Raw genomic sequence first — 22114 nt, forward strand, 5'->3', positions numbered from 1 at the left:
GGAAGATGCTCAACAATTTTTTTTCTATTTGAGTCCACAGATGTGAACATAATTTAGAAAACCCCCTCTATACAGATTTAAGTAAGTATATAAACCCACGGAATCTATCATGGGGAGGGGCCTTTTAGCTAGGAATATTTTGTTTAAAGTCCTAATTCTTAAGATTTGTGATATTTGATTTAAATGTTTTTGAAAAACTAAAAATAAATTTAGTTTTATTAATCAAAATCTAAAAACTCAAATTCACTCAAAAAGGAGCCTAAAGACTTGGCAAAGTAGTCATTTAACGTCTCAATAGTATATCTACAAACTTTAAATTGGAGATAAGTAAATCAGCTACAAAATATAAGAGTGATTTTAAAAGAAATAGAACTTTTGATTCCATAAACAACCCCAACTATTTAAGGGACAATTTCTTACCTATACCTTGGAAAATTTGGCCTTATGAAGGAAAACTTCTACTTATTTTAATTGGTATATGGTCTGTTTTAGGTCTTTTTATTCTTGGTTCTGCTAGTTGGTGGGTCGCTAGCAAGGAAATGGGGGATTGGGCTTATTATTTAAAAAGGCAAATTATTTGGTGTATTCCTGGATTAACTTTTTTTTATTTTGTTTTAAATACAAATATTAGAGATCTTTTAAAAATTTCAAAAATTATTTTTTACTTCTTAATTTTCTTGATAATTTTAACAATATTCTTTGGCAGTACAGTTAACGGTTCTTCAAGATGGTTAATTCTAGGTCCTCTACAAATTCAACCGTCTGAATTAATTAAACCTTTTTCAATTTTGGAAGCAGCCAACTTATTTGCACATTGGAATTTAGTTAAAAATAATAGAAAAATTATTTCATTAAGCACCTTTGGTTTTTTAATTTTACTAATAATGAAGCAGCCCAATTTAAGTACCGCAGGTTTAACAGGAATTCTTTTTTGGGTGATGGGTTTATGTGGGGGAGTAAAATTCAGTTCACTCTTATCAGTAGCTTCATTAGGAATTTTAAGTGGTTGTATTAGTATTTTGAGTAATGAGTATCAAAAGCTAAGAGTCATATCATTCATAGATCCTTGGAAAGATGCAGAGGGCAATGGCTATCAATTAATTCAGAGTTTACTAGCGATAGGTTCAGGAGGATTATTTGGACAAGGATTTGGCCTCTCTACACAAAAATTACAATATTTACCAATTCAAAGCACAGATTTCATTTTTGCTATTTTTGCAGAAGAATTTGGTTTATTAGGATCAACATTATTGTTGGGTTTTTTAGTTCTTTTTTCTTATGTAAGCTTAAGAATCGCAATAAAGTGTAGGAATAATTATACAAAGTTAGTTGCTATTGGATGCGTAACTTTACTTATAGGTCAATCTATAATGCATATAGCTGTGGCAACAGGAACAATGCCCACAACTGGGTTACCATTACCTTTTGTAAGTTACGGAGGAAATTCCTTATTATCCTCATTTTTTGTGATCGGAATGTTGTTAAGGTGTTCACTGGAATCAACTGGTTATATAGGCATGATTAGTGCGCGAAAGTCTCTTCATTAGTTAGAATTTAGAAGATTTAGATTCCTGTTATCGCCTCAATTAATTTATTTATTTCAGAATTAGCTCAAAAGGGTAATTTACTAATGGAGCAAGGGCTTAATAATCCAGGTCCACTTACCATATTTTTAGTTTTTACTGCTGGCCTTTTAACAAGTCTTGGTCCATGTTCTTTATCTTTACTACCAATCACAATTGCTTATGTGGGTGGAACTAAGAATAATAAGTTTAAACTTATTAGTTTTTCTGGAGGGGTAATTTTTTCCCTTATTACATTGGGTGCCTTGAGCGGATTCTTAGGAAAAATATATGGACAATTACCCTCTTACTACGCATCTTTAGTAGCTTTAATAGCAATTATTATGGGCTTAAACTTATTAGGAATTTTAAAATTCCAATTACCTAATGGGCCCGATTTAAAATTTATGGAAGATAAGGTGCCTTCTATAATTACTCCTTTTGTAATAGGTGGAGCTTTTGGTCTTGCCTCTTCACCTTGTATTACTCCAGTACTGGCTACACTCTTAGCATGGGTATCACAAGCAAAAAACCCAGCAATTTCAATAATTTTTTTATTTTTCTTTGGCCTTGGTCAAGTAACACCATTAATCCTTGCAGGAGCGACAACTGAAAATTTAAAGCAGTTTCTAGAACTCAGAAAATATAGTCAAATAATTCCTACTTTAAGTGGGGTATTTTTAGTTTCGCTAGGGATTCTAAATTTAATTTCAAATTGGATCTAAATGGTTATTTTTAAGAAATTTATTCTAAAGATATCAAGTTTAAGATTTGCAATACTATTAATAATTTTCATTGCCATTTCAAGTGGAGTTGGAACGTTTATACCTCAAGGAAATGATCAACAAGAGTATATTGATTTCTACAACGAAACGCCAATATTAGGATTCATTAATGGATCTCAAGTTATAAGACTCCAATTAGATCATATTTATACAAGTAATTGGTTTTTATTTTCGTTAATACTACTTTGTATTTCTCTTGCAGCCTGCAGCTTTAGGAGGCAAATACCGTCTTTAAAAGCAGCATTAAAATGGACTGACTATAAAGATGAAAAAAAATTCTACAAACTCGAATTAATAACTAATTACGAAATAATCCAAGATACAGATCACATTTTAAAAGCTGATTCTTTACTTAGAAAAAAAGGTTGGAACATTTCAAAATTTGAAAATCGCTTATCGGCAAGAAAAGGCTTAGTGGGAAAACTTGGACCTATAATTGTCCATATAGGGTTAATTATTTTACTGATCGGTTCTGCATACGGAAATTTCAGTAGCCAATCTAAAGAACAATATTTGAGATTAGGAGAAAGTTTAGATTTAATAAATGAGAGTACAAATTCAAAAGTGAAAATAAAATTAAAAAACTTTTTTATTGAACGTGAAAGTGATGGGAAACCAAAGCAATTTATTTCAAATTTAGAATTTTTTTCGAAACAACAAAATTTGAATGAAATAAAAACAACTCAAGTGAATCAACCTATCAGATTCAAAGGTTTAACTATTTATCAAGCGGATTGGTCTGTTTCAAATATTGTTATGGAAATTGACAGTGTTCTTTACCAACTCCAACTAAAGCCTATTCCTGAGATAGGAGATCAAATATGGGGGCTTTTAATTGAATTGGGTAGAGAAAATAAAAAAAATTATCTTTTAACTATAGATAATGAAAATGGTCCACTTAAAGTCTCAAATATTGAAGATTTTTCTGAAAATTTTGTTTATCTAAATAATAATCCAATAGAAATTAATTCTTCAAAAATATCTTTAAAAAAAATAATTCCTAGTAGTGGTTTAATTATTAAAAATGATCCTTCAATTCCATTTATTTATTTATCCTTTACTTTAATAATTTTGGGAACAATTTTTAGTCTTATTCCCACAAACCAAATATGGATTTTATTTAATGAAAATACAAATAAATTATTTATTGGTGGCTTAAGTAATAGAAATCTTTTAGGTTTTAAAAAGGAATTTCTAAAATTATCAGATGAGATCAAGAATAATTAATTTCTTTTCTGTCCACTATAGATATCTAATTTCATAGAGACGTTTCCTCTAGGATTAAAATCAGCATTTAAATGAATCCAGTGCGGGGCAGCTGCATTTAAAAGATCATCCATAATTCTGTTAACCACTTCTTCATGTGATATTTTGAGATCTCTAAAGTTATTAATATAAAGTTTTAAGGATTTCAACTCATATACTTTCATCTTAGGCTGGTAAAAGATATTTAATTTTGCAAAATCTGGATAACCTGAAAATGGGCATTTACACGTAAATTCAGGTAATTCAATTGAAATTTCATAAATTCTCTTTTTATTTGGATTTTCAAAACAAATGATTTTTGATTCTTCTATTAGTCTTTCGCCGTATAAGGGCTTATTGGTCGCATCATGTAAATTAGCTGTACTCATTTTTTTTTTCAAAATCACCTTTATTAAAACTATATAAAAAACCATAAAAAAAGCTAATAATTCTAGAAAAATTAAAAATATACTCAAGTATTACAAATTAATAAGTCAAGGGATATAAAATTTTGTTTTGTATCAACGGTAACAATCCTAAGGCCATTAAAAAGGTTTAGATGTATTTAGTTTCTAAAAACTTATGGATATCTGTTTGGTTGATATAGACAACAATTCAAATAAATCTCTTAAACCCACTAGTGTTATAGGAATGTTATGGCTCCAAACGCATTTTGAAGATACTCAATGGGAGGCGTTATCTAATAATCAAGTAATAATTTCAAAAGAAAACTCTAAGTTACTAGTTAATGATGCAATTAGCGCTGGTCTAAATATCAAATCATTTTCTGGAGTTTCAATGCTAGATGTTTTTCAGAAAAAGAATTAAAATTAAGATATCCAAGAGAAAAACATGAAGAAAATTGAGGCAATCATACGTCCATTTAAATTGGAAGATGTAAAAATTGCATTAGTAAATTCTGGAATTGTTGGAATGACTGTAAGTGAAGTCAGGGGATTTGGAAGACAAAAAGGTCAGGTAGAAAGGTATAGAGGTTCTGAATTTACAGTTGAATTTCTTCAGAAACTTAAAGTAGAAGTTGTAGTAGAAAATGAAAAAGTAAGTTCAGTAATTGATGCAATTGCCGAAGCAGCAAAAACAGGCGAAATTGGAGATGGAAAAATATTTATATCATCTATTGATTCTGTTGTAAGAATTAGAACTGGAGATACCGATGAAGAAGCCCTTTGATCAAAGAGTTTCTTTTACTAAATTTTCTATAAATTTAGTATTTATTATTGGATTAGAAATACCAAACTTAGACATCCAAGCTAGATATTCATGATTTCCTGCAGGCCCAACTAAAGGCGAAGCTACAAGACCTTGAATATTCCATTGCAATTGATTTGCTGCATTAATAACTGACTCAATAGCCTCAATATGATATTCAGCCTTTCTTACAACGCCCCCTTTACTTACTCGATCTTTTCCTACTTCAAATTGAGGTTTAATAAGAAATATTCCCTCTATAAAATCTCCTGATAATAAATTATTAATAGGTTGTAAAACTAACTTTAGTGAAATAAAAGATAAATCCGCTACAACAAAATTTGGTAATAAACTTTCTTCAGAATAGATATCTAAAGGCTTTAAATTTCTAATATTTGATCTTTCAAAGAGTTTCACTTTTGGATTTTTCCTTATTTTCCAAGCCGTTTGACCATAACCTACATCTATCCCATAAACCATTTTCGCCCCTTGTTGCAACAAGCAATCAGTAAATCCTCCAGTAGAAATTCCTGCATCTATACAAACTCTATCTTTAACATTAATTTTTAATTTTTTAAAAGCCTCCAGTAATTTTTCTCCTCCTCTCGATACAAATTGAGGTTCAGATTCAATAATAAATTCAGTTCCTATTAAAACTTGTTGACCAGGTTTATCGAAAATCTTACCATTGATATCTTTAACCTTTCCTGCAAGAATTAGCCCCTGTGCTTTCTGACGAGTCTCGCATAAACCTTTGTAAATAAGATAAAGATCTAGCCTACTTTTTTTATTCATTTATTCTAAAAAGGTAACTTTAAAAAATAATTACTGGCTATTTTCAAATTATATTTTTGAAACATAATACTTATTTAAAATTTTATAAAAAACAAAATACCTACTAGTTATAAAGATAATCCAATCGCAAGATTTAGACATTTTTCAAAATGAATTGATATTTACAAATCCAAAAGCTTTTATTTATGACAATAATACTTATACAAATATGTTCAATGGCAAGTAGAACTTTTACGTATAGAGCAATTATGAGATTTTAGTTATAAAGTTTAAATTGAAGATGTTTAAAAATTGTGATTGAACGTTACACATTACCCGAAATGGGAAGAATCTGGACTGAAAATGCAAAATTCCAGAGTTGGCTTAAAGTTGAAATTGCAGCATGCGAAGCAAATTGTTCTCTTGGAAAAATGCCTGAAGCTGCTTTAAAAGAAATTCGTTTAAATGCAAAATTTGAAGAATCAAGAATTAAAGAAATCGAGAAAGAAGTAAAACATGATGTAATTGCATTTCTAACAAATATCAATGAATATGTTGGAGATTCCGGAAGATACATTCATGTTGGAATGACTAGCAGCGATGTCTTAGATACGGGCCTATCATTACAGCTAAAAGATTCCTGCGAATTGTTATTAGAGGAAATTAAAAAACTAGAAAATGAGGTTAGATCATTAGCAAGAAAGCATAAAAATACTTTAATGATTGGCAGATCTCATGCAATTCACGGAGAGCCTATTTCGTTTGGATTTAAATTGGCAGGATGGTTAGCAGAAATATTAAGAGATAAAAAAAGATTATTAATCCTTAAAGAATCTATTTCCATTGGACAAATAAGTGGAGCAATGGGAACTTACGCTAATACAAACCCAGAAATAGAAAAAATTACTTGCGAGTTGCTGGGTTTAAAACCAGATACAGCAAGTACTCAGGTAATATCAAGAGATAGACATGCTGAATATGTTCAAACAATAGCGTTGATAGGAGCTTCACTTGATAGGTTTGCTACTGAGATAAGGAACCTTCAGAGAACAGATGTTTTAGAAGTCGAAGAAGGATTTTCAAAAGGGCAAAAAGGAAGCTCAGCTATGCCTCATAAAAGAAACCCTATTCGTAGTGAAAGGGTTAGCGGTTTATCTAGAATATTGAGGAGTTATGTTGTAACAGCTCTTGAGAATGTTCCGCTTTGGCACGAGAGAGATATTAGCCATAGTTCTAATGAGCGTATCATGTTACCCGATGTATCTATATGCCTACATTTTATGCTTAGAGAAATGAAAGAAATTATAAATAATTTAAAAGTTTATCCGGACAATATGCTCAAAAATTTAAATATATATGGGGGAGTAATTTTTAGTCAGAAAGTTTTACTTTTACTTGTTGAAAAGGGTATGTCTAGGGAAAAGGCTTATAGCTTGGTACAAAAAAGTGCTCATCAAGCCTGGAATAACGAGGATGGTAATTTCAAGGAAAATATTGAGGGAGACCAAGAGATAATGACATTAGTTTCTGAGAATGATTTAAAGGTATGCTTTGACCCCTCAATTCACCTCAACAATTTAAATGTAATATGGGATAAGTTAAATATTTAAATCCCTAAATATTATTTTAAGTTTAACCACAGTTTTTTTGATGACCAAGAACTTTAGATTTGAAAAAGATAGTATGGGACAGATTAAAGTTCCTTCAAAGGCTTTGTGGGGAGCCCAAACGCAAAGATCAATTATAAATTTTTCTATTGGTGAGGAGTTAATCCCAATTGAATTAATTTATTCACTTACGGTTATAAAAAGAGCAGCTGCAATTTCTAATTTCAAATTGGGTTTAATAAATAATGTAAAAAAAGATCTCATTATTGAAGCCTGTACAGAAATACTTGATGGGAAACACGATTCTCAATTCCCTTTAAAAATATGGCAAACAGGTAGTGGTACACAAACAAATATGAATATCAATGAAGTTATATCTAATATTGCTGCGTTAAAAACAAATTCAGAACTTGGAAGTCATCATCCTATTCATCCAAATGATGATGTTAATAAATCGCAGTCTACAAATGATACTTTTCCTGCGGCTATTCAGATATCTGTTGTTACTCAAATAATTAAAAAATTAGTTCCATCAATAAAGGAACTTACTAAGGTTCTTGATAGTAAGAGTAATAAATGGAAAGATCTTATAAAAATAGGTAGAACTCATTTTCAAGATGCAGTGCCAATTTCTCTTGGTCAAGAAGTTTCTGCATGGTCAAAACAACTAAAGGACGCTGAAGATGCTCTGATAATTAGTCTTGATGAATTATGTTTCTTACCACTAGGTGGTACGGCAGTTGGTACAGGTATTAATTGTCCAAAAGATTTTTCAAAAGAATCTATAAAATCAATTTCAGAATATACTGGTTTATTTTTTTATAAATCAAAGAATCATTTCTCTTTAATGGCATCTCATGATCGATTAGCCCAAGTAATGGGTCAAATAAAAATCCTAGCAAGTGCATTATTTAAGATTTCTAATGATATTAAAATATTGTCCTCAGGACCTAGATCTGGCATTTATGAATTAATAATTCCCCAAAATGAACCGGGGAGCTCAATCATGCCTGGGAAAGTTAATCCAACCCAATGTGAAGCATTATCAATGGTATGCACTCAAGTAATGGGTTTTGAATACGCAGTATCAATAGCTAATGCCAGCGGCACTTTACAAATGAATGAATATAAGCCACTAATTGGATTTAATATTCTCACGAGTATAAAATTACTGAATCATGCGATAAGTAACTTCAGACTAAAATTAGTTGAAGGGATACAACCAAACCCAAAAACTATAAAAGCTAATCTTGAAAATTCACTAATGCTTGTAACCGCATTGGTTCCCAAAATAGGTTATGAAAAAGCAGCAGAAATTGCGAATCTTGCTTTTAATGAATCAATCAACTTAAAAGAAGCAACAATAAAATTAGGTTACTTAACTGCTAATGATTTTGAGGATGCTATAAATACTAATAAAATGATTTAATTGAACTACTTTTAGGAATTATTATCAATTCTTTTCGTTGCTGGATTAATATTATCAGAGACTTTTAACAAATCATTCGATTCAGAAACAGGAAATCTATTTATAGCTTTTAAGGCTAACTTTGCTTTATTTTTTAGTTTATTACTTACTCCTACGCAATATTGAATTTGTGATAAAACATCCATAGACCTTCTTAAGATCCTTACAACATCCCCCTCATCTAGAGAAGTATTAAAAATTAGTTCTTTCCATTTTTTACCTCTCGCCCATTCTGAAATTATCCCAGTCAACTCCGTTTCTAAAAAAATTGGAGTGTTAATATTAAACTTATTTTGTTTCGAGGCTACTAATTTTCTTAGGCTCTCTAACTCATTAAAAACATCTATAACTTTTATGGAAGGCTTAAAATTACACCAAAGATTGGGTCTTCTTACATCCACACAAATTGCTTGAATGATTGCGGCTAAATCAGGAGGGGCCAAATCATCCAAGTATCCACTAAGTAAAACAAGTCCAACCCATAATTCATTTTCACTTCTTATTGCACCAACTGATTGCCCTACTTCGGTAAGCTCTAAATCATTTAAACAACCAAAATGATTCAAAATTTTTATTAAATTAGTAAATTTTATCCAGTTATGATTTTCTTTTTCTTCCATAAGATTATTTTTCATAACTATTTCTTGCTCAATCTCGATAATCCTTTTTCTATATCTTTTTAATTTTTTAGAGTCACCAAATTTATGCGCAGGCTGATTAGTAATTGTTTCTTCCAAATTAGTAATTAGTTTCTTTTGTGCCAAAACTTCAGTTGATAGGTCATATTGAGGAGTTCTTAAATCATATTTTTCAGAAATATCAAAAATTCTGTCTACAAAAATTTGTGATTCATTATCACCTCTTACAACTTCTCCTGAGAAATTCATCTTGGGTTCTTCAAGCCTCAAAATTTCAATTTCTTCTAAATCAGGAAAAATATTGACTATGTAAGAAGGTTTTATAAGGATAAATAAATTATCAATTGTTAAACAAAGCAAACTTTTAATTTTTTTTGATTCATATATTTTTTTACAAATTAAAGCTGGAACAACTTTTCTATTTATTTGAGGGGCTTTTATGGAAATTAAACTTCCATCTTTAATAAAGATAAGTGCACTAGTAATTTCTTCTGATAATTTTTCAGCTGCTTGTTTTTCTAATATCCTCAACAATCTTCTTTCTTCTTTTAAACGACTTTTCAACTTTTCGTATGAATCGAAATCTTGCCATGAAATATTGGAAGTTATTTTTTTTAGTTCTTTTAAATCTCTTTCTAAATTATCAAGAATAGCCGTCTCTTCTGAAGATTCTCCTAAATATAAAAAGCTCCCAAAACTTCTTTTTATTAACTCTCGAGATTTATCTAAACTATAATTTTGCAAAAGATTAAGAACCATTCCATAGCTTGGTGTGAACTGACTAACTAGTGGATTTGGTTCACTAATAGCCAAGGTACTAGCTTCTTTTGCTCCCTCAAATCTAGTTTGTAAGGTTACAACATATCCCTGCAAATCCTTTCCTCTTCTTCCAGCTCTTCCTGACATCTGCAAGAATTCACTACTAAATAATAATCTATGTCCTTCATCAGTCCTTTTTGATAATGTTGAAATTACTGTTGTTCTTGCAGGCATATTAATACCCGCAGCTAAAGTTTCAGTTGCAAAAACAACTTTTATCAATCCTTGCTGAAATAGTTCCTCTACTAACTCTTTCCATGCTGGAAGCAAACCAGCATGGTGTGAGGCTATACCTCGTTTAAGAGCTTCACAATGAAATTTATCTTTTATACCCTCTTCATTATTTTTTAGATAAACATCTAATCTTTGAGATATCAAATTTGCTTCTGAATAACTTACTAAAGATAAATCTTTTATATACTCAACAGCCTTGTCACAACCTCTTCTACTAAAAATAAAATAGATAGCTGGTAACATATTTCTCTCTGCAAGTTTAGAGACTACAAAGGCAATCGGAGGCGCCTTTGGTTGCATTATTCTTCCTACTTTACCTTTCTTTTTTTGCCCTTTTGGTGCTCTCCAAATCTTACAATTCGGATGAATCCCATTACCCTTATTATTCAAAAGAGGATGAAGTCCCTTGGCACTACAGAAACTAAAATCTAATGGAACTGGTCTTTTATTACTGTTCACAAGTACTGTAGGACCATGAACTTTTTCTATCCAATTTTGAAGTTGGTCTGCATTAGAGATAGTTGCTGATAAAGCTATTATCTGTGCTCTACTTGGACAATGAATTATTGTTTCTTCCCAAACTGTCCCCCTTTGAGGATCGTTCATATAATGACATTCATCAAGAATTACAGATTCCAGATTTACCAATGGGTCATCAAATTCTTCAAATTCTCCATAGAGCATATTCCTAAAAATCTCAGTAGTCATTACTAAGATTGGAGCATCTCTATTGATACTAATATCTCCAGTTAAGAGACCTACTTTCTTCTCTCCAAATTGATTAATAAAATCTCTAAACTTTTGATTTGATAAAGCTTTTAAAGGGGTTGTATAAAAAACTCTACTTTCATGGGATAAGCCTCTATAAATAGCAAATTCACCGATTAATGTTTTACCTGAGCCAGTTGGAGCAGTTAAAACAACAGAATTTCCACTATTAATAGCTTTTATTGCCTCTATTTGAAAGGGATCTAGTGGGAATGGGAAATATTCCTCTAAATTAAGCAATAATTGTGATTGAAGAGGGGAGGAGTTAACTTCTTAAGATATGATCTATATAGATATTAATAAACAATAGCCGCCTTGCACACTTTAATAGTAAATCTAGATCATTTTATAAAAAATATTTAGTTAAAATTACTTACAAATGAATAGAGTAAAAATCCCAAAAAATAGACTTCGTAAATTAAAAACATTCACATTAGGTCAAAAGCCATATGAACTTCAAGGTGTAAATCCAAAGAAAGTTAAAAATAACTTTATTGACTTATGTAGTAATGATTATTTTGGATTAAGTAGAGATAATGATGTAATAAAAGCCTCTTATGAAATAAGCTTATCTGAAGGTCTTGGTTCAGGCAGTTCGAGATTCATAACAGGCTCAAGACCAATACATAAATTATTAGAGACACAACTTGCAGAATGGCTTAATCAGGAAAAAGTGCTTTTATTTCCTAGCGGTTTCCAAGCTAATATTGCTGCCGTGCAAGGTTTAGCTAACAGAAATAGTATTGTAATTGCAGATAAATTTATTCATAATTCTTTATTAGTTGGAGTAAAAGCTGCCGGATCAAAACTAGTAAGATTCGCACATAATGATTTAAAAGACTTAGAAAATAAAATTCTTAAATTCAATTCATCGCAAAAGTCCATTCTTATAATTGTTGAATCCCTTTACAGTATGGAAGGTTCAATTGCTCCTCTCAAAGAAATTGCTAGAATTTGTAAAAGGTATAATGTTGAATTATTAGTCGACGAAGCTCATGCTATTGGGATTTTAGGGACTGAAGGGAAAGGTTTAAGTTTTGATTTATCTGATGAAATAACTATGCTTACTGGAACCTTTGGCAAATCGTTCGGTAGCGGCGGGGCTTTCATAGCTTGTAACTCAAAGATTGGTGAACACCTTATTCAAACGAGTGGGGCTTTTAGATATACAACTGCTCTTTCCCCAGCTTTATCTGCAGGTGCACTTAAATCACTCCAAAAAATCAAAGCCAATCAGGAATGGGGTATTAATTTATTAATCTCTTCTAAAAAATGGAAAAAAGAAATTCTTCGAAATTTAAGTTACCCAGTTAAGGGAGAATCTCAAATCTTATCTATAATCGTCGGACAAGAAGAAAAGGCAATTCTTCTACAAAAACATCTTGAAAAAAACGGTTTTTTAGCTATTGCTATTAGACCACCTACTGTTCCTTTGAACGAATCAAGAATAAGGCTAACAATTAGAAGAGATTTAAATTTAGACATACTTAATAATTTTATTTCTGTTTTAAAAACCTTCAAATGAAACAAGTTATTACTCAGCATGGTTGGGGGTTAGATCAAAGTTTCTGGGATAATTATAAAATTGAATTTCAAAAAAATGGATGGCATTGGCAAGATAATGAAAGAGGATATTTTTCAAAAAATATCAATCAATCAAAATGGATACAAAACAATATGAACAATCAAATCAAGATGATTTTATGTCACTCTTTAGGTTTCCATTTAATTCAAGAAAATCTTTTAGATGAAGCATCCCATGTTGTCTTTATAAATTCATTTAATAACTTTCTTCCTTCAAGCAAAAAAAGAAATTTAATTTATAGATCTCTTAAGAGAATGGAAAAAAAAATAATGTTATTTGAAGCAGAGGTTATGTTAAAAGAATTTATACGTAGATCTTTTTTGCCCAATAATATGAGCATTAATTTCCAAACTATGTTTTATAAAAACTTAGAGAATTTAAATAATAATCTTCTATTAAGTGACCTTAAAAAACTTTATACAGATAAAAATTCTTTAAAGTCTTTTGAGAAAAATTGCAATGTCATCATTATAAATTCTAAAAACGATTTAATTCTTGACCAAGATTCAAGTGATGACTTTATTGAATTATTAAAAAAAACATTAACTAAAAAGCCAACTTTAATTGAATTAGATAATCAAGGGCATTGTCTAACTAATTTAAATTTTTACCAAATCATCAAAAGAACTCTGGATAATAAATATGAAAAATAAAATCTGGAATGAAACAGTTAAAAATAACTTTAATAATGCTTCAGCAAATTATTTAAGTTATTCAAATATTCAAAAGCATTTTGCTGATAAGATTGTTTATTTCTTAAAAGATCTAAATATTCAAAAAGGTGAATGGATAGATCTTGGTTCAGGAACTGGCTTATTAGCTGATGAAATAGAAAAAGAATTTTCTACAAAAAATATTAGCCGAATTGATTTCAGCAAAAAAATGCTTCTTCAAAATAAGGACTCTAGTACAAAGATTTTATGGGATTTAAATAATGGTTTACCTCCATCAATTAGAAACTGTCCTCTAATGACATCTAACTTTTGTATACACTGGTTAGACAATCCCGAAAAAAAAATAAGAGATTGGTTTAACAAATTAAGATCTGGTGGTTATTTAATCATTTCATATCCCACAATAAATTCATTCCCGGAATGGAAGCAAACTTGCTTAGAAACTAATATTGAATATAGTGGCCTTACTTTCCCTGTTTCGCAAAATATAGTCAAAAGTTTCAACTCTGACGAAATACTCTTCTCAAATAAATACTTATATATAGAAAACTTTCCAGATGTTTATAAACTTTTCAGAAGCATAGTGAACGTGGGAGCTCAATCAACCAAGTGTAAACGTAATAAAGTATGTGAATTAAAAGCAATACAAAAGTTTTGGCCTAAGACTGCAACTAATTCAGTTAACCTTACATGGGAAATTAATATTGAAATATTAAAAAAATCATGAGCGCTATAAAGAATAAATCCCAATTTGTTATTTGTGGGACAGATACTGATATCGGGAAGACATTAATTAGTTCTTTTTTTGTAAGAGGATTAAATTCTTTTTACTGGAAGCCTATTCAAAGTGGTATTGAGTCAGAGACTGATAGTCAAGCTGTTGCACGACTTGCAAAAGTGAAAAAAGCGAAAATAATCAGTGAAGCTTATATCTTTAGAGAACCTGTTTCTCCTCATTGGGCGTCAGAAATAGATCAAAAAGTTATAAACTTTCAGCTATTAAATTTACCAAATATCGATGGGTCATTAATTGTAGAAACAGCGGGGGGCTTAATGGTCCCAATTACAAGAAATTGTTTGCAAATAGATCAAATCAAGAAATGGGATATCCCTGTAATACTTGTATGCAAGAGCGGCCTTGGGACTCTGAATCACACTCTTCTTAGTATTGAAGCATTAAGAAAAAGAAATATTAAAATTCTAGGTCTAGTTATAAACGGGAAAAAACACTTAGATAATCCAAAAACATTAACTGAATTTAGTAGTCTTCCTATTATTGCTGAATTTCCATATATCCAGAAAATTGACTCTAATAATTTAGATATACTTTGGGAAGAGCTCAATATTAAAAATAAATTGATCACCTTATTAAATCAAAAAAAATAATAAATGAAATCTCTAGTTTTAAAAAATCCTAATCAAGATTGGCATCCTAATATATGGCCGCCTTTTACACAGATTATAAATAGCAAGCCTCAATTAGAAGTAACTCATGGAAAAAATGCTTTAATTTATACTAAAAATCCAAAACAAGAACTTATTGATGGAATAAGTAGTTGGTGGGTTACTCTACATGGTCATAGTAACGATTACATAGCAGATGCCATTTATCATCAAGCCAAGACTCTAGAGCAAGTTATATTCGCCGACTTCTTACATCCACAGGCTCAAATATTATCAGAGAGACTCAGTGGCTTAACAAAATTAGAAAGACTATTTTTTTCTGATAATGGATCTACCGCTGTAGAAGTAGCTTTAAAAATTGCCTATCAATCTTGGCAAAATCAAGGTGAAACAAGAAACCAAATAATTGCTTTTGATGGTGCTTATCATGGTGATACATTTGGAGCAATGGCTTTAGGGGAACGAAATATTTTCAATGAGAATTTTGATAATCTAATGTTCCCTGTTAAAAGGGTCCCATGGCCTTCAACTTGGATAAATGATGAAGAGGTTGAAATAAAAGAGAATAACGCGATTCAAATATTAACTAAACTTCTTAAAAAGCCAACTGTAGCTGTCATTCTTGAACCATTAGTACAGGGTGCGGGAGGAATGAATATGGTTAGGCCTGAATTTATCAGACAAGTTTCAGAAGTAGTAAAAAATAATAATTCTTTATTAATAGCTGATGAAGTATTAACTGGATTTGGGCGATGTGGAAGTCTCTTTGCATTTCAAAAGGCAAATATAATTCCTGATCTAATTTCTATTTCGAAGGGTTTAACGGGAGGATTCCTACCTATGGGAATCACATTAGCTAAAGAGACAATTTTCCAATCTTTTATTAGCGATTCTCCTAAAAAAACTTTTTGGCATGGTCATAGCTTCACTGCAAACCCTTTAGGGTGTGCTGCAGCTAATGCGAGCCTTGACTTATTAGAAAAAGATCCAATAAAATATCTTTCTTTTGAGGAAAAGCACCTTTCCCATATAAAGAAAATTAAAAAACTACCATTTGTAAAAAACATAAGAGTCACAGGAACTATCGCCGCATTTGATATTGAAATAGGTAAAAATAAAGGTTATCTAAACAATGTTGGCAAAAGGATAAAAGCATTATCAATTAAAAAAGGTTTATTTATTAGGCCACTTGGTAATGTTATCTATCTATTACCCCCTCTTTGTATTACAGACAAACAGTTAGAAAAAAGTTACAGAATTATTTTTGAAATTTTAAGCGATCTTTAAAAAACAAAATTAAGGCCCCTGTAAAATTGCATTTTCTATATCTTCTCTATTAATACAATAAGAAAATAGTCTTTTAGTTAATTTACCTCCACTCTCCCAGACAACACTTAAATCTTCCTGTTCAAAAATAATAGTTGCATTCCAATTAGAAAGTAACAAATACCATTTAGACGGATTATCAATATCTTTAGTTGCACCTAAATCTTTTAACCATAATTCTAATGATTGAAGTGAATGTTGATTAATTGGGGTGTCAGATGGGATCACAGAATTTCTTTAAATTATTATCTCAAAAGCCAAGTTGGAATTGACTGTATTTCTTTGCCAGCAAAAGAAGCGATTAAGATAGCTAAAAATAAACTTATCAAAATAATAATAATCAACAAAAATAATGAGAACATTTCTCCATTTGAAAATGGTCTCCTATTACCTACTAACTGCTGATTATTAGCATCCATTACTAAAGGATTCAAGACATTTAAATTTGTTTTATTTGGTTTTTTAGAATTTACTTGTAATTTTTCATCATAAATTTTCCTCAAATTAGAATTATTTAAATTTTCATAGGCCTCTAATACTTTTTGAAATTTATTTTTTGCATCTTCTAATTCTAAGGAAGTCGTATCAGGATGTAATTCTATCGAAAGTTTACAAAAAGCTTTTCTTAATTCGTTATTTGAGGCATTTTCATTAACGCCTAAAATCTTATAATAAGTTATCTCGCCTTTCAAAAAAATTTAATTATCATTAAAAATATTCTAGTCATTTTTGATTAAATTGAATATTTTTAATTATCAAGAATAAGAAACTACTTAAAACTCAATGACAAAAGAAAGTATCCCTAATGAACTTCTCAATTTATTAACTGAAGAGGAAATAATAATGTTTAGAGAATTACAGATAAAAATCCAAGAACTTAATTATAAAACTAACTTAACTAGATTAATTGAAGGAGATGATTACTGGATATCACAAGTCTATGACAGCCTTTGGACATTTAAAGAAAATACAAATAAAATTTTTGATAATAAAAAATTTATTGATATTGGATCAGGTTGTGGTTTCCCAGGATTTGCCTATGCGATAACACATCCTAATTCAGAAATATATCTAGTGGATTCCTCTAAAAAAAAAACAGATTCACTAAAAGAAATTATCAAAAGTATTAAATTCAAAAACGATATATTTGTAATTAATGATCGTATTGAAAACATTGGACGTCAATCTTCATTTAAAAATGGCTTTAATATTGCGACAGCAAGAGCAGTTAGTAATCCTTCAACAGTTTCTGAATATATATTACCTATGTTGAAATCAAACGGATTAGGTATTTTATATTGTGGGAAGTGGACCAATGAAGATAATAAAAATTTAGAAAATACATTAAACGTATTAGAAGGGCAAATCTTAGAAATTAAAAGTAATTTTCTTCCCAGAGAAAAAGGGATACGTAATGCTATTTTTATTGAGCCAAAAGCATCTTGCCCTGATATTTATCCTAGAAGTATTGGCAAGGCTGAAAAATATCCACTCAAAGGTTAATTCTTTGATAATCTTGATAATGATTTGTCCCCAAACTTGTCTTTTAGGACTCTTAATTTCTTTATAACCTTTTTTGGTTTTATATGACTTTCTAAAACTTTTAATAATTGACTTTCGCATACATTAACATCTAACAAATTTGCATTATTGCCTGGAAACCAATGACTCCCATTACCCAGTAATTGGTATCTAGATTTTGCAAATTCTTCTAAATCAAAGGAATCTATTAAATTCGCGAGCCAGAGAAGAACCGGAATATTTATTCCTCCTGGTGTATTTTTCCAATTTGGTAAATTTTTATCCCAACTTTTATACCACTCTATACCTAATGAATTTATTGATTCCTCTTTTAATCTATTTAGTATTTTAGGAATATAATGATCAGATTCTGACAATAATGAAACTGCTTCTAAATGTAAATTAAAGTCTTGCTCTTTGGCTATCCCGACACTAATTGTATGAACATTTTTGTTCCTTAAGCAAAAAAGATCGTTAAATACTATTGGGTGTAAAGGGTTGCAAAGTTCCAAAATTTTTGTTGATGGAGTGTGAAGATGTCCACCTTTATCGGTAGGACTTATTATAAAAACCCCAAGATCATATTTACGAGCCAACTCAATTAACTTGGAATTCGTTTGATTGATGAAATACCAGTGCAAATTAATATAATCAAATAAATTTGTAGTTATCGCTTTTTCTATAAGAGATAATTCTCCATGAGTCGAAAATCCTATATATCCAATTAAATTTTCTTGTTGGAATTTTTTTAAAATATCAATACAGCCTCCATTTTTAACAGCTTGATGAAGATGTTCAGGTGTATTTATGCCGTGGATTGCTAATAAATCAATTTTCTTTACTTGCAATTTTTCAAAGCTTTTCAAAAGTTCTGCTTCGAATAATTTCGGATCACGATTAGGAGGGATTTTTGTTTGAATGATTTTTGGTATTTTTTCAATACTCTTGAAACCCATACCTAACTGTATTTCTGAAGTCCCATAATACTTAGCTGTCTCTATGTGATTAAAACCAAATTTATTAGCAAGATTCAATATATTTTCAACTTTATTCTGTTCTTTCCGTGAAATCTCTGAAAATTTCAATTCATCCCAACTTTTTTGAAATCTCATGCCTCCTAAGGACAAAACAGGCATTTTTAGATTGGTTCTACCAAATCTGCGACAAGGCAACTCCATTAGAAATTAATGCTTATTCATTCTTGGTAGTTTCCCAAGTGATTGAAACATATCCCTATCAAGACTACTTTCTAGATCTTCTAAGTTTCCAAATTCAACCCAATGAATACAATCCACTGGACAAGTATCAATAGCTTCTTGCACCGTTTCAAGATTATCTCCATCTTGTCTTATTGCTCTACTCCGTCCATAATCATCATCAACTACAAAAGTATTAGTAGCTACATGAGCACAATATCTACAACCTATACATCTACTTTCATCAACCCAAACTGCTTTTTCAGTTAATTCTCCTCCTAGGACAGGCTCATAACCTGTTAGTTCTCTAGTTTCAACATAATTATCAATTGCACTTAAGGAATTACTATCCAATTATTAACTTTCCCACTTAGTGAGAACCAATTCGATAGATCCATCATTTTTGTTTATTTGGTCAACTATTTGGTAACCGTCCTCTTCTGTTTTAGAAATAATTGTATGGTAAGCATACATTTGAGTAACCTTTGAAATAAACCTTTCAACCGGTAAATCAAACTTCCAAAGGTCGAGATCAGTAACTAATTCATATGAGTTAGAGTTATTATCCCATTTGAATCCAACTTTAGTTTCGCTAGGCAAATCCATGCTTATATCAACAGCTGTAAATTGTCCTCTGTAACCTTTGACAAACTTTTTTTCCTGATTTACTACGTAGCCTAGTTGGTCTAAAGCTTTAATAAGAGGCTTTACTTCCTTAAGTTGAGTTTTGATAGTACTAAAATGTGACATTAGATTCGTTGTTAATTTGATTTGATTTTTCGCTTTGATTAGAGATAAATGCCTCTGAAGTTTTATTCTTGACTTTTACTTGCCCAAGAGCATCTTCAACATTTTTTGTTGCACTATTACATGCATTGCCGTTGAATCCTTCAACAGTTTCTTCAACTCTTCCATCTTGATGAATTTTGAATCTTAATGTTCTTTGAGGCATTAAAATCAAGTACTAAGTACTAATACTTTATATACGATAACGAAAAATAATTGTTTCAGTTGGTACAAGTTAATTAAAATATATTTTTTTATATTGATTACTTAATAAATATAAAACTCTATTTATAAAACCCTTTCATCCCCATTGAATCTAAAGCAGTTTTGGCTTCTTCCATAACTGAAGGTTCTTTATCAAAAAGAGCAATTTTTGTACATTCATCAACAAAACTCTCTTGCGAAATTTCATTTAATTTTTCAAACAATCTGCATAAAGACCATATACAATTACTTCTTACCACGGGCTCATTATCTATTTTTAAGCTAATTAATAATTGTTCAGCCGCTAATTGAGCGTTACAGGATGAAGTACTTCCAATTTCCGCTAGAGAACTAGATGACCATAATCTTACTGAAGCCACATCATTTTTCAATGAATTTATTAATGGCTTCAAAACAATTTCATTATCATAATTAGCTAGACTCCAAGCAGTAGCTCTTCTTACATATGCATTGTCGTCTGTTTCTAATAGACTGACTAATTTTTCAACTGCGCTTGGAAATGGATTTCTACCCAATGCATATACAGCACTCATTCGTTCTACTGGGCAAGGTTGATCAAGTAAAGGAAGTAAAAGAGGGAAAGATCTTTTATCTCGATATTCACAAAATATTCTTAAGCCTTGAATTCTTTGCTCTCGGTCACCCTTAAGTAATTTTAAGGCTTCATCGCATTCTAAATTTTTATCTAAAGTTCCTCTTGAGAAACCATCTTTATCAATCTGTTCTAAAGGATCAATTTCGAGCTCTACAGATAATTCTTTAGCTAATACATCTGGATCTATTGCTATTTCTGCCAAACTTTCATTTTGTATATCCTTTCTTTTAGTCATTATCAAATAATAATAAAGATTAATTAATCGGAGCAGGTGACATCATATCTCCAGGTAGCCATATCCTTGCACTAACAGCAAAAAAAGCAACGCCGAATAAACTAACAATTGCAAAAGGTAAAAGCTTAGTTCTAATAAATCCCAATAATAAAAAAAAGAATTAAATCAATAATAACGTGTTTAAGTTAATTTTAATAAAAAGTTTTTAAATATGATTATTTGATCTTGTCATTTTGCCTTAACTGACCACATGCTGCATTCCTATCTGAGCCTCTACTTTTTCGAAAACTAACATTAATCCCACTATTAGAAAGTCTGGTTTGAAAGAGTTGAGCATTTTTTATAGGGGTTTGCTTAAATTCAACTTCCTCGACATGATTATATTGAATTAAATTCACATGGCATTGGAAACCTTTTATTAGATTACTTAATTCATCAGCATGTTCTAATTTATCATTAACTCCATGGAGCATTAAGTACTCGAAACTCACTCTTCTGCCGGTCTCTCTTACATATTCTCTGCAATCATCAATAATATTTTTAATATGATAATTTTTTGCACTCGGTATGATAGCTTCTCTTATTTTTTGATTTGAAGCATGCAAACTTATTGCAAGCGTAAACTGACATTTACCCAAAATTTGAAAAGACAGTTCTGATAATTTACTTATCATTTTTGGAATAGCGACAGTGCTTACTGTGATCTTTCTCTGACTAATATCAAAATCCTCATTGATTGATCTAATTGATAGAAGTAACTCATCAATATTTAACAAGGGCTCACCCATTCCCATAAAAACAATATTAGATACTTTCTGATTCATTTCATTTTCAATAAATAAAATTTGATCGAGTATTTCACTTGCTTTTAAAGATCTTTTTAATCCTTCTTTACCAGTAGCACAGAATTTACAATCCATTGGGCATCCTACTTGACTTGATAGGCATGCAGTTAATCTTTTCTCAGTTGGAATACCAACGCACTCAACACTTTCATTATCTCTAGTATTTAACAACAACTTTAAGGTTCCATCAGTTGCTAAATGCTTTTCATTTAAGGTTAATTCTCCAAATAAAAAGGCTTCATTTTTTAATTGATCTCTAAACTTTAATGGCAAGACGTTGATTTCATCAATACTTTTAGACCTATTTTTATAGTTATAAAGCCAACTATAAATTTGACGCCCTCTAAAAGCAGCTTGACCATAATTCAAAGCTATGTTTTCTAGATCTTTAACACTACATCCAAGAAGATTCTTCAATTTATTTATAAACTAATTAATTAAGTAGGATTATCACCATAATAATAATCCATGTTTTAAAAAAAATTCAGTAAGAATAAGTGCTATAAAACCAATCATGGCCATTCTTCCATTAAGTTTTTCATTATAAAAATGAAACCCGTAACGAGGTAGTTTTCTTTTAGGAACAATGTCAGGCTTAATCATTAATTAAAAT

Annotated in this window: 26 protein-coding genes; 13 read left to right on the forward strand and 13 right to left on the reverse strand. The window is 30.4% G+C overall.

Translation table 11 applies throughout. The annotated features are described in order from the left end of the window. The first annotated feature begins 317 nt into the window (after nt 1-317). The 3 genes from ACTF45_RS00005 to ACTF45_RS00015 all read left to right on the forward strand — a co-directional run bounded on the left by ACTF45_RS00005 (nt 318) and on the right by ACTF45_RS00015 (nt 3574). Nucleotides 318-1547, forward strand: a complete 1230-nt coding sequence (locus tag ACTF45_RS00005; protein ID WP_438949124.1) for an FtsW/RodA/SpoVE family cell cycle protein — start codon at nt 318-320, stop codon at nt 1545-1547. An 83-nt stretch (nt 1548-1630) separates the two neighbouring features. Continuing rightward, nucleotides 1631-2287, forward strand: a complete 657-nt coding sequence (locus ACTF45_RS00010; RefSeq protein WP_438949125.1) for a cytochrome c biogenesis CcdA family protein — start codon at nt 1631-1633, stop codon at nt 2285-2287. Next, a complete protein-coding gene (locus ACTF45_RS00015; protein ID WP_438949126.1) occupies nt 2288-3574 on the forward strand; it encodes a cytochrome c biogenesis protein ResB in 1287 nt (428 codons plus the stop codon). Here the strand turns inward: ACTF45_RS00015 and queF are convergent. After that, nucleotides 3571-3981, reverse strand: a complete 411-nt coding sequence (queF, locus tag ACTF45_RS00020) for a preQ(1) synthase (protein WP_438949127.1) — start codon at nt 3979-3981, stop codon at nt 3571-3573. The genes ACTF45_RS00015 and queF overlap by 4 nt on opposite strands. Before the next feature lie 193 nt (nt 3982-4174). On the opposite strand from queF, the gene ACTF45_RS00025 reads away from it, so the two are divergent. Together ACTF45_RS00025 and ACTF45_RS00030 are read left to right on the forward strand one after the other, a co-directional pair. Continuing rightward, a complete protein-coding gene (locus ACTF45_RS00025) occupies nt 4175-4420 on the forward strand; it encodes a hypothetical protein (protein ID WP_438949128.1) in 246 nt (81 codons plus the stop codon). Nucleotides 4421-4444: 24 nt separating this feature from the next. Then, nucleotides 4445-4783: a P-II family nitrogen regulator gene (locus tag ACTF45_RS00030; RefSeq protein ID WP_011133091.1), complete on the forward strand. Its 339-nt coding sequence runs from the start codon at nt 4445-4447 to the stop codon at nt 4781-4783. On the opposite strand, the gene ACTF45_RS00035 is transcribed toward ACTF45_RS00030, so the two are convergent. Next, nucleotides 4784-5596 (reverse strand): TlyA family RNA methyltransferase, encoded by an 813-nt coding sequence (locus ACTF45_RS00035; protein WP_438949129.1) that lies wholly within the window; start codon nt 5594-5596, stop codon nt 4784-4786. A gap of 293 nt (nt 5597-5889) precedes the next feature. On the opposite strand from ACTF45_RS00035, the gene purB reads away from it, so the two are divergent. Both purB and ACTF45_RS00045 read left to right on the forward strand, forming a co-directional pair. After that, nucleotides 5890-7185: an adenylosuccinate lyase gene (gene purB, locus ACTF45_RS00040; RefSeq protein ID WP_438949130.1), complete on the forward strand. Its 1296-nt coding sequence runs from the start codon at nt 5890-5892 to the stop codon at nt 7183-7185. Nucleotides 7186-7225: 40 nt separating this feature from the next. Then, a complete protein-coding gene (locus tag ACTF45_RS00045; RefSeq protein ID WP_438949131.1) occupies nt 7226-8611 on the forward strand; it encodes a class II fumarate hydratase in 1386 nt (461 codons plus the stop codon). 11 nt (nt 8612-8622) lie between these two features. On the opposite strand, the gene ACTF45_RS00050 is transcribed toward ACTF45_RS00045, so the two are convergent. Continuing rightward, nucleotides 8623-11349, reverse strand: coding sequence for a DEAD/DEAH box helicase (locus tag ACTF45_RS00050; protein WP_438949132.1), 2727 nt, complete (start codon nt 11347-11349; stop codon nt 8623-8625). Nucleotides 11350-11488: 139 nt separating this feature from the next. Between ACTF45_RS00050 and ACTF45_RS00055 the strand changes: the two genes are divergently transcribed. Genes ACTF45_RS00055 through bioA form a run of 5 tightly spaced genes read left to right on the forward strand, consistent with a single transcriptional unit; the run spans nt 11489 to nt 16059 of the window. Further along, nucleotides 11489-12634 (forward strand): aminotransferase class I/II-fold pyridoxal phosphate-dependent enzyme, encoded by a 1146-nt coding sequence (locus tag ACTF45_RS00055; protein ID WP_438949133.1) that lies wholly within the window; start codon nt 11489-11491, stop codon nt 12632-12634. Continuing rightward, nucleotides 12631-13347, forward strand: coding sequence for a hypothetical protein (locus tag ACTF45_RS00060; RefSeq protein WP_288347892.1), 717 nt, complete (start codon nt 12631-12633; stop codon nt 13345-13347). Before ACTF45_RS00055 ends, ACTF45_RS00060 begins: the two co-directional genes overlap by 4 nt. Continuing rightward, the gene (locus ACTF45_RS00065; RefSeq protein WP_438949134.1) at nt 13337-14095 is read left to right on the forward strand and encodes a methyltransferase domain-containing protein; all 759 of its coding nucleotides are present in this window, start codon (nt 13337-13339) and stop codon (nt 14093-14095) included. The genes ACTF45_RS00060 and ACTF45_RS00065 overlap by 11 nt, the downstream gene beginning before the upstream one ends. Then, complete coding sequence (gene bioD, locus ACTF45_RS00070; protein WP_438949135.1) at nt 14092-14754, forward strand: dethiobiotin synthase; 663 nt, start codon at nt 14092-14094, stop codon at nt 14752-14754. Before ACTF45_RS00065 ends, bioD begins: the two co-directional genes overlap by 4 nt. Before the next feature lie 3 nt (nt 14755-14757). Next, complete coding sequence (gene bioA / locus ACTF45_RS00075; protein WP_438949136.1) at nt 14758-16059, forward strand: adenosylmethionine--8-amino-7-oxononanoate transaminase; 1302 nt, start codon at nt 14758-14760, stop codon at nt 16057-16059. Nucleotides 16060-16068: 9 nt separating this feature from the next. Here the strand turns inward: bioA and ACTF45_RS00080 are convergent, their stop codons facing one another. Next, complete coding sequence (locus ACTF45_RS00080; protein ID WP_011133101.1) at nt 16069-16326, reverse strand: DUF3143 domain-containing protein; 258 nt, start codon at nt 16324-16326, stop codon at nt 16069-16071. A gap of 17 nt (nt 16327-16343) precedes the next feature. Next, nucleotides 16344-16790: a J domain-containing protein gene (locus ACTF45_RS00085; RefSeq protein WP_011133102.1), complete on the reverse strand. Its 447-nt coding sequence runs from the start codon at nt 16788-16790 to the stop codon at nt 16344-16346. Between the two features lie 91 nt (nt 16791-16881). Here ACTF45_RS00085 and rsmG point away from each other — a divergent pair, with 91 nt between their 5' ends. Beyond that, nucleotides 16882-17601, forward strand: coding sequence for a 16S rRNA (guanine(527)-N(7))-methyltransferase RsmG (gene rsmG, locus ACTF45_RS00090; RefSeq protein WP_288347899.1), 720 nt, complete (start codon nt 16882-16884; stop codon nt 17599-17601). Here rsmG and ACTF45_RS00095 read toward each other — a convergent pair. From ACTF45_RS00095 to ACTF45_RS00130, 8 genes are all read right to left on the reverse strand, one after another. Beyond that, nucleotides 17598-18797, reverse strand: a complete 1200-nt coding sequence (locus tag ACTF45_RS00095; protein ID WP_438949137.1) for an aldo/keto reductase — start codon at nt 18795-18797, stop codon at nt 17598-17600. The genes rsmG and ACTF45_RS00095 overlap by 4 nt on opposite strands. Before the next feature lie 6 nt (nt 18798-18803). Further along, the gene (locus ACTF45_RS00100; RefSeq protein WP_288347904.1) at nt 18804-19169 is read right to left on the reverse strand and encodes a ferredoxin; all 366 of its coding nucleotides are present in this window, start codon (nt 19167-19169) and stop codon (nt 18804-18806) included. A gap of 3 nt (nt 19170-19172) precedes the next feature. Continuing rightward, a complete protein-coding gene (locus ACTF45_RS00105) occupies nt 19173-19565 on the reverse strand; it encodes a DUF1257 domain-containing protein (RefSeq protein ID WP_438949138.1) in 393 nt (130 codons plus the stop codon). Then, nucleotides 19552-19767 (reverse strand): DUF2997 domain-containing protein, encoded by a 216-nt coding sequence (locus tag ACTF45_RS00110; protein WP_438949139.1) that lies wholly within the window; start codon nt 19765-19767, stop codon nt 19552-19554. Before ACTF45_RS00110 ends, ACTF45_RS00105 begins: the two co-directional genes overlap by 14 nt. Nucleotides 19768-19885: 118 nt before the next feature. After that, a complete protein-coding gene (locus ACTF45_RS00115; protein ID WP_288347685.1) occupies nt 19886-20656 on the reverse strand; it encodes a HEAT repeat domain-containing protein in 771 nt (256 codons plus the stop codon). Nucleotides 20657-20675: 19 nt separating this feature from the next. Further along, nucleotides 20676-20801, reverse strand: a complete 126-nt coding sequence (locus ACTF45_RS00120) for a hypothetical protein (RefSeq protein WP_268741257.1) — start codon at nt 20799-20801, stop codon at nt 20676-20678. Between the two features lie 70 nt (nt 20802-20871). Continuing rightward, nucleotides 20872-21918 (reverse strand): 23S rRNA (adenine(2503)-C(2))-methyltransferase RlmN, encoded by a 1047-nt coding sequence (gene rlmN, locus ACTF45_RS00125; protein WP_438949140.1) that lies wholly within the window; start codon nt 21916-21918, stop codon nt 20872-20874. A gap of 33 nt (nt 21919-21951) precedes the next feature. Next, nucleotides 21952-22104 carry a high light inducible protein gene (locus ACTF45_RS00130; protein ID WP_288347688.1) on the reverse strand — a complete coding sequence of 51 codons (153 nt, stop codon included), beginning with the start codon at nt 22102-22104 and terminating at the stop codon, nt 21952-21954. Nucleotides 22105-22114: the final 10 nt, after the last annotated feature.

The sequence above is a fragment of the Prochlorococcus sp. genome, assembly GCF_965655815.1.
GTDB classification, from domain to species: domain Bacteria; phylum Cyanobacteriota; class Cyanobacteriia; order PCC-6307; family Cyanobiaceae; genus Prochlorococcus_A; species Prochlorococcus_A pastoris.

Coding starts and splice junctions, on each gene's coding strand:
- queF (WP_438949127.1), bottom strand. CDS start 3,981: ATGAGTACAGCTAATTTACATGATGCGACCAATAAGCCCTTATACGGC.
- bioD (WP_438949135.1), top strand. CDS start 14,092: ATGAGCGCTATAAAGAATAAATCCCAATTTGTTATTTGTGGGACAGAT.
- ACTF45_RS00055 (WP_438949133.1), top strand. CDS start 11,489: ATGAATAGAGTAAAAATCCCAAAAAATAGACTTCGTAAATTAAAAACA.
- ACTF45_RS00060 (WP_288347892.1), top strand. CDS start 12,631: ATGAAACAAGTTATTACTCAGCATGGTTGGGGGTTAGATCAAAGTTTC.
- ACTF45_RS00095 (WP_438949137.1), bottom strand. CDS start 18,797: ATGGAGTTGCCTTGTCGCAGATTTGGTAGAACCAATCTAAAAATGCCT.
- bioA (WP_438949136.1), top strand. CDS start 14,758: ATGAAATCTCTAGTTTTAAAAAATCCTAATCAAGATTGGCATCCTAAT.
- rsmG (WP_288347899.1), top strand. CDS start 16,882: ATGACAAAAGAAAGTATCCCTAATGAACTTCTCAATTTATTAACTGAA.
- ACTF45_RS00045 (WP_438949131.1), top strand. CDS start 7,226: ATGACCAAGAACTTTAGATTTGAAAAAGATAGTATGGGACAGATTAAA.
- ACTF45_RS00115 (WP_288347685.1), bottom strand. CDS start 20,656: ATGACTAAAAGAAAGGATATACAAAATGAAAGTTTGGCAGAAATAGCA.
- ACTF45_RS00130 (WP_288347688.1), bottom strand. CDS start 22,104: ATGATTAAGCCTGACATTGTTCCTAAAAGAAAACTACCTCGTTACGGG.
- ACTF45_RS00025 (WP_438949128.1), top strand. CDS start 4,175: ATGGATATCTGTTTGGTTGATATAGACAACAATTCAAATAAATCTCTT.
- ACTF45_RS00065 (WP_438949134.1), top strand. CDS start 13,337: ATGAAAAATAAAATCTGGAATGAAACAGTTAAAAATAACTTTAATAAT.
- ACTF45_RS00105 (WP_438949138.1), bottom strand. CDS start 19,565: ATGTCACATTTTAGTACTATCAAAACTCAACTTAAGGAAGTAAAGCCT.
- ACTF45_RS00015 (WP_438949126.1), top strand. CDS start 2,288: ATGGTTATTTTTAAGAAATTTATTCTAAAGATATCAAGTTTAAGATTT.
- ACTF45_RS00010 (WP_438949125.1), top strand. CDS start 1,631: ATGGAGCAAGGGCTTAATAATCCAGGTCCACTTACCATATTTTTAGTT.
- ACTF45_RS00030 (WP_011133091.1), top strand. CDS start 4,445: ATGAAGAAAATTGAGGCAATCATACGTCCATTTAAATTGGAAGATGTA.
- ACTF45_RS00035 (WP_438949129.1), bottom strand. CDS start 5,596: ATGAATAAAAAAAGTAGGCTAGATCTTTATCTTATTTACAAAGGTTTA.
- ACTF45_RS00110 (WP_438949139.1), bottom strand. CDS start 19,767: ATGCCTCAAAGAACATTAAGATTCAAAATTCATCAAGATGGAAGAGTT.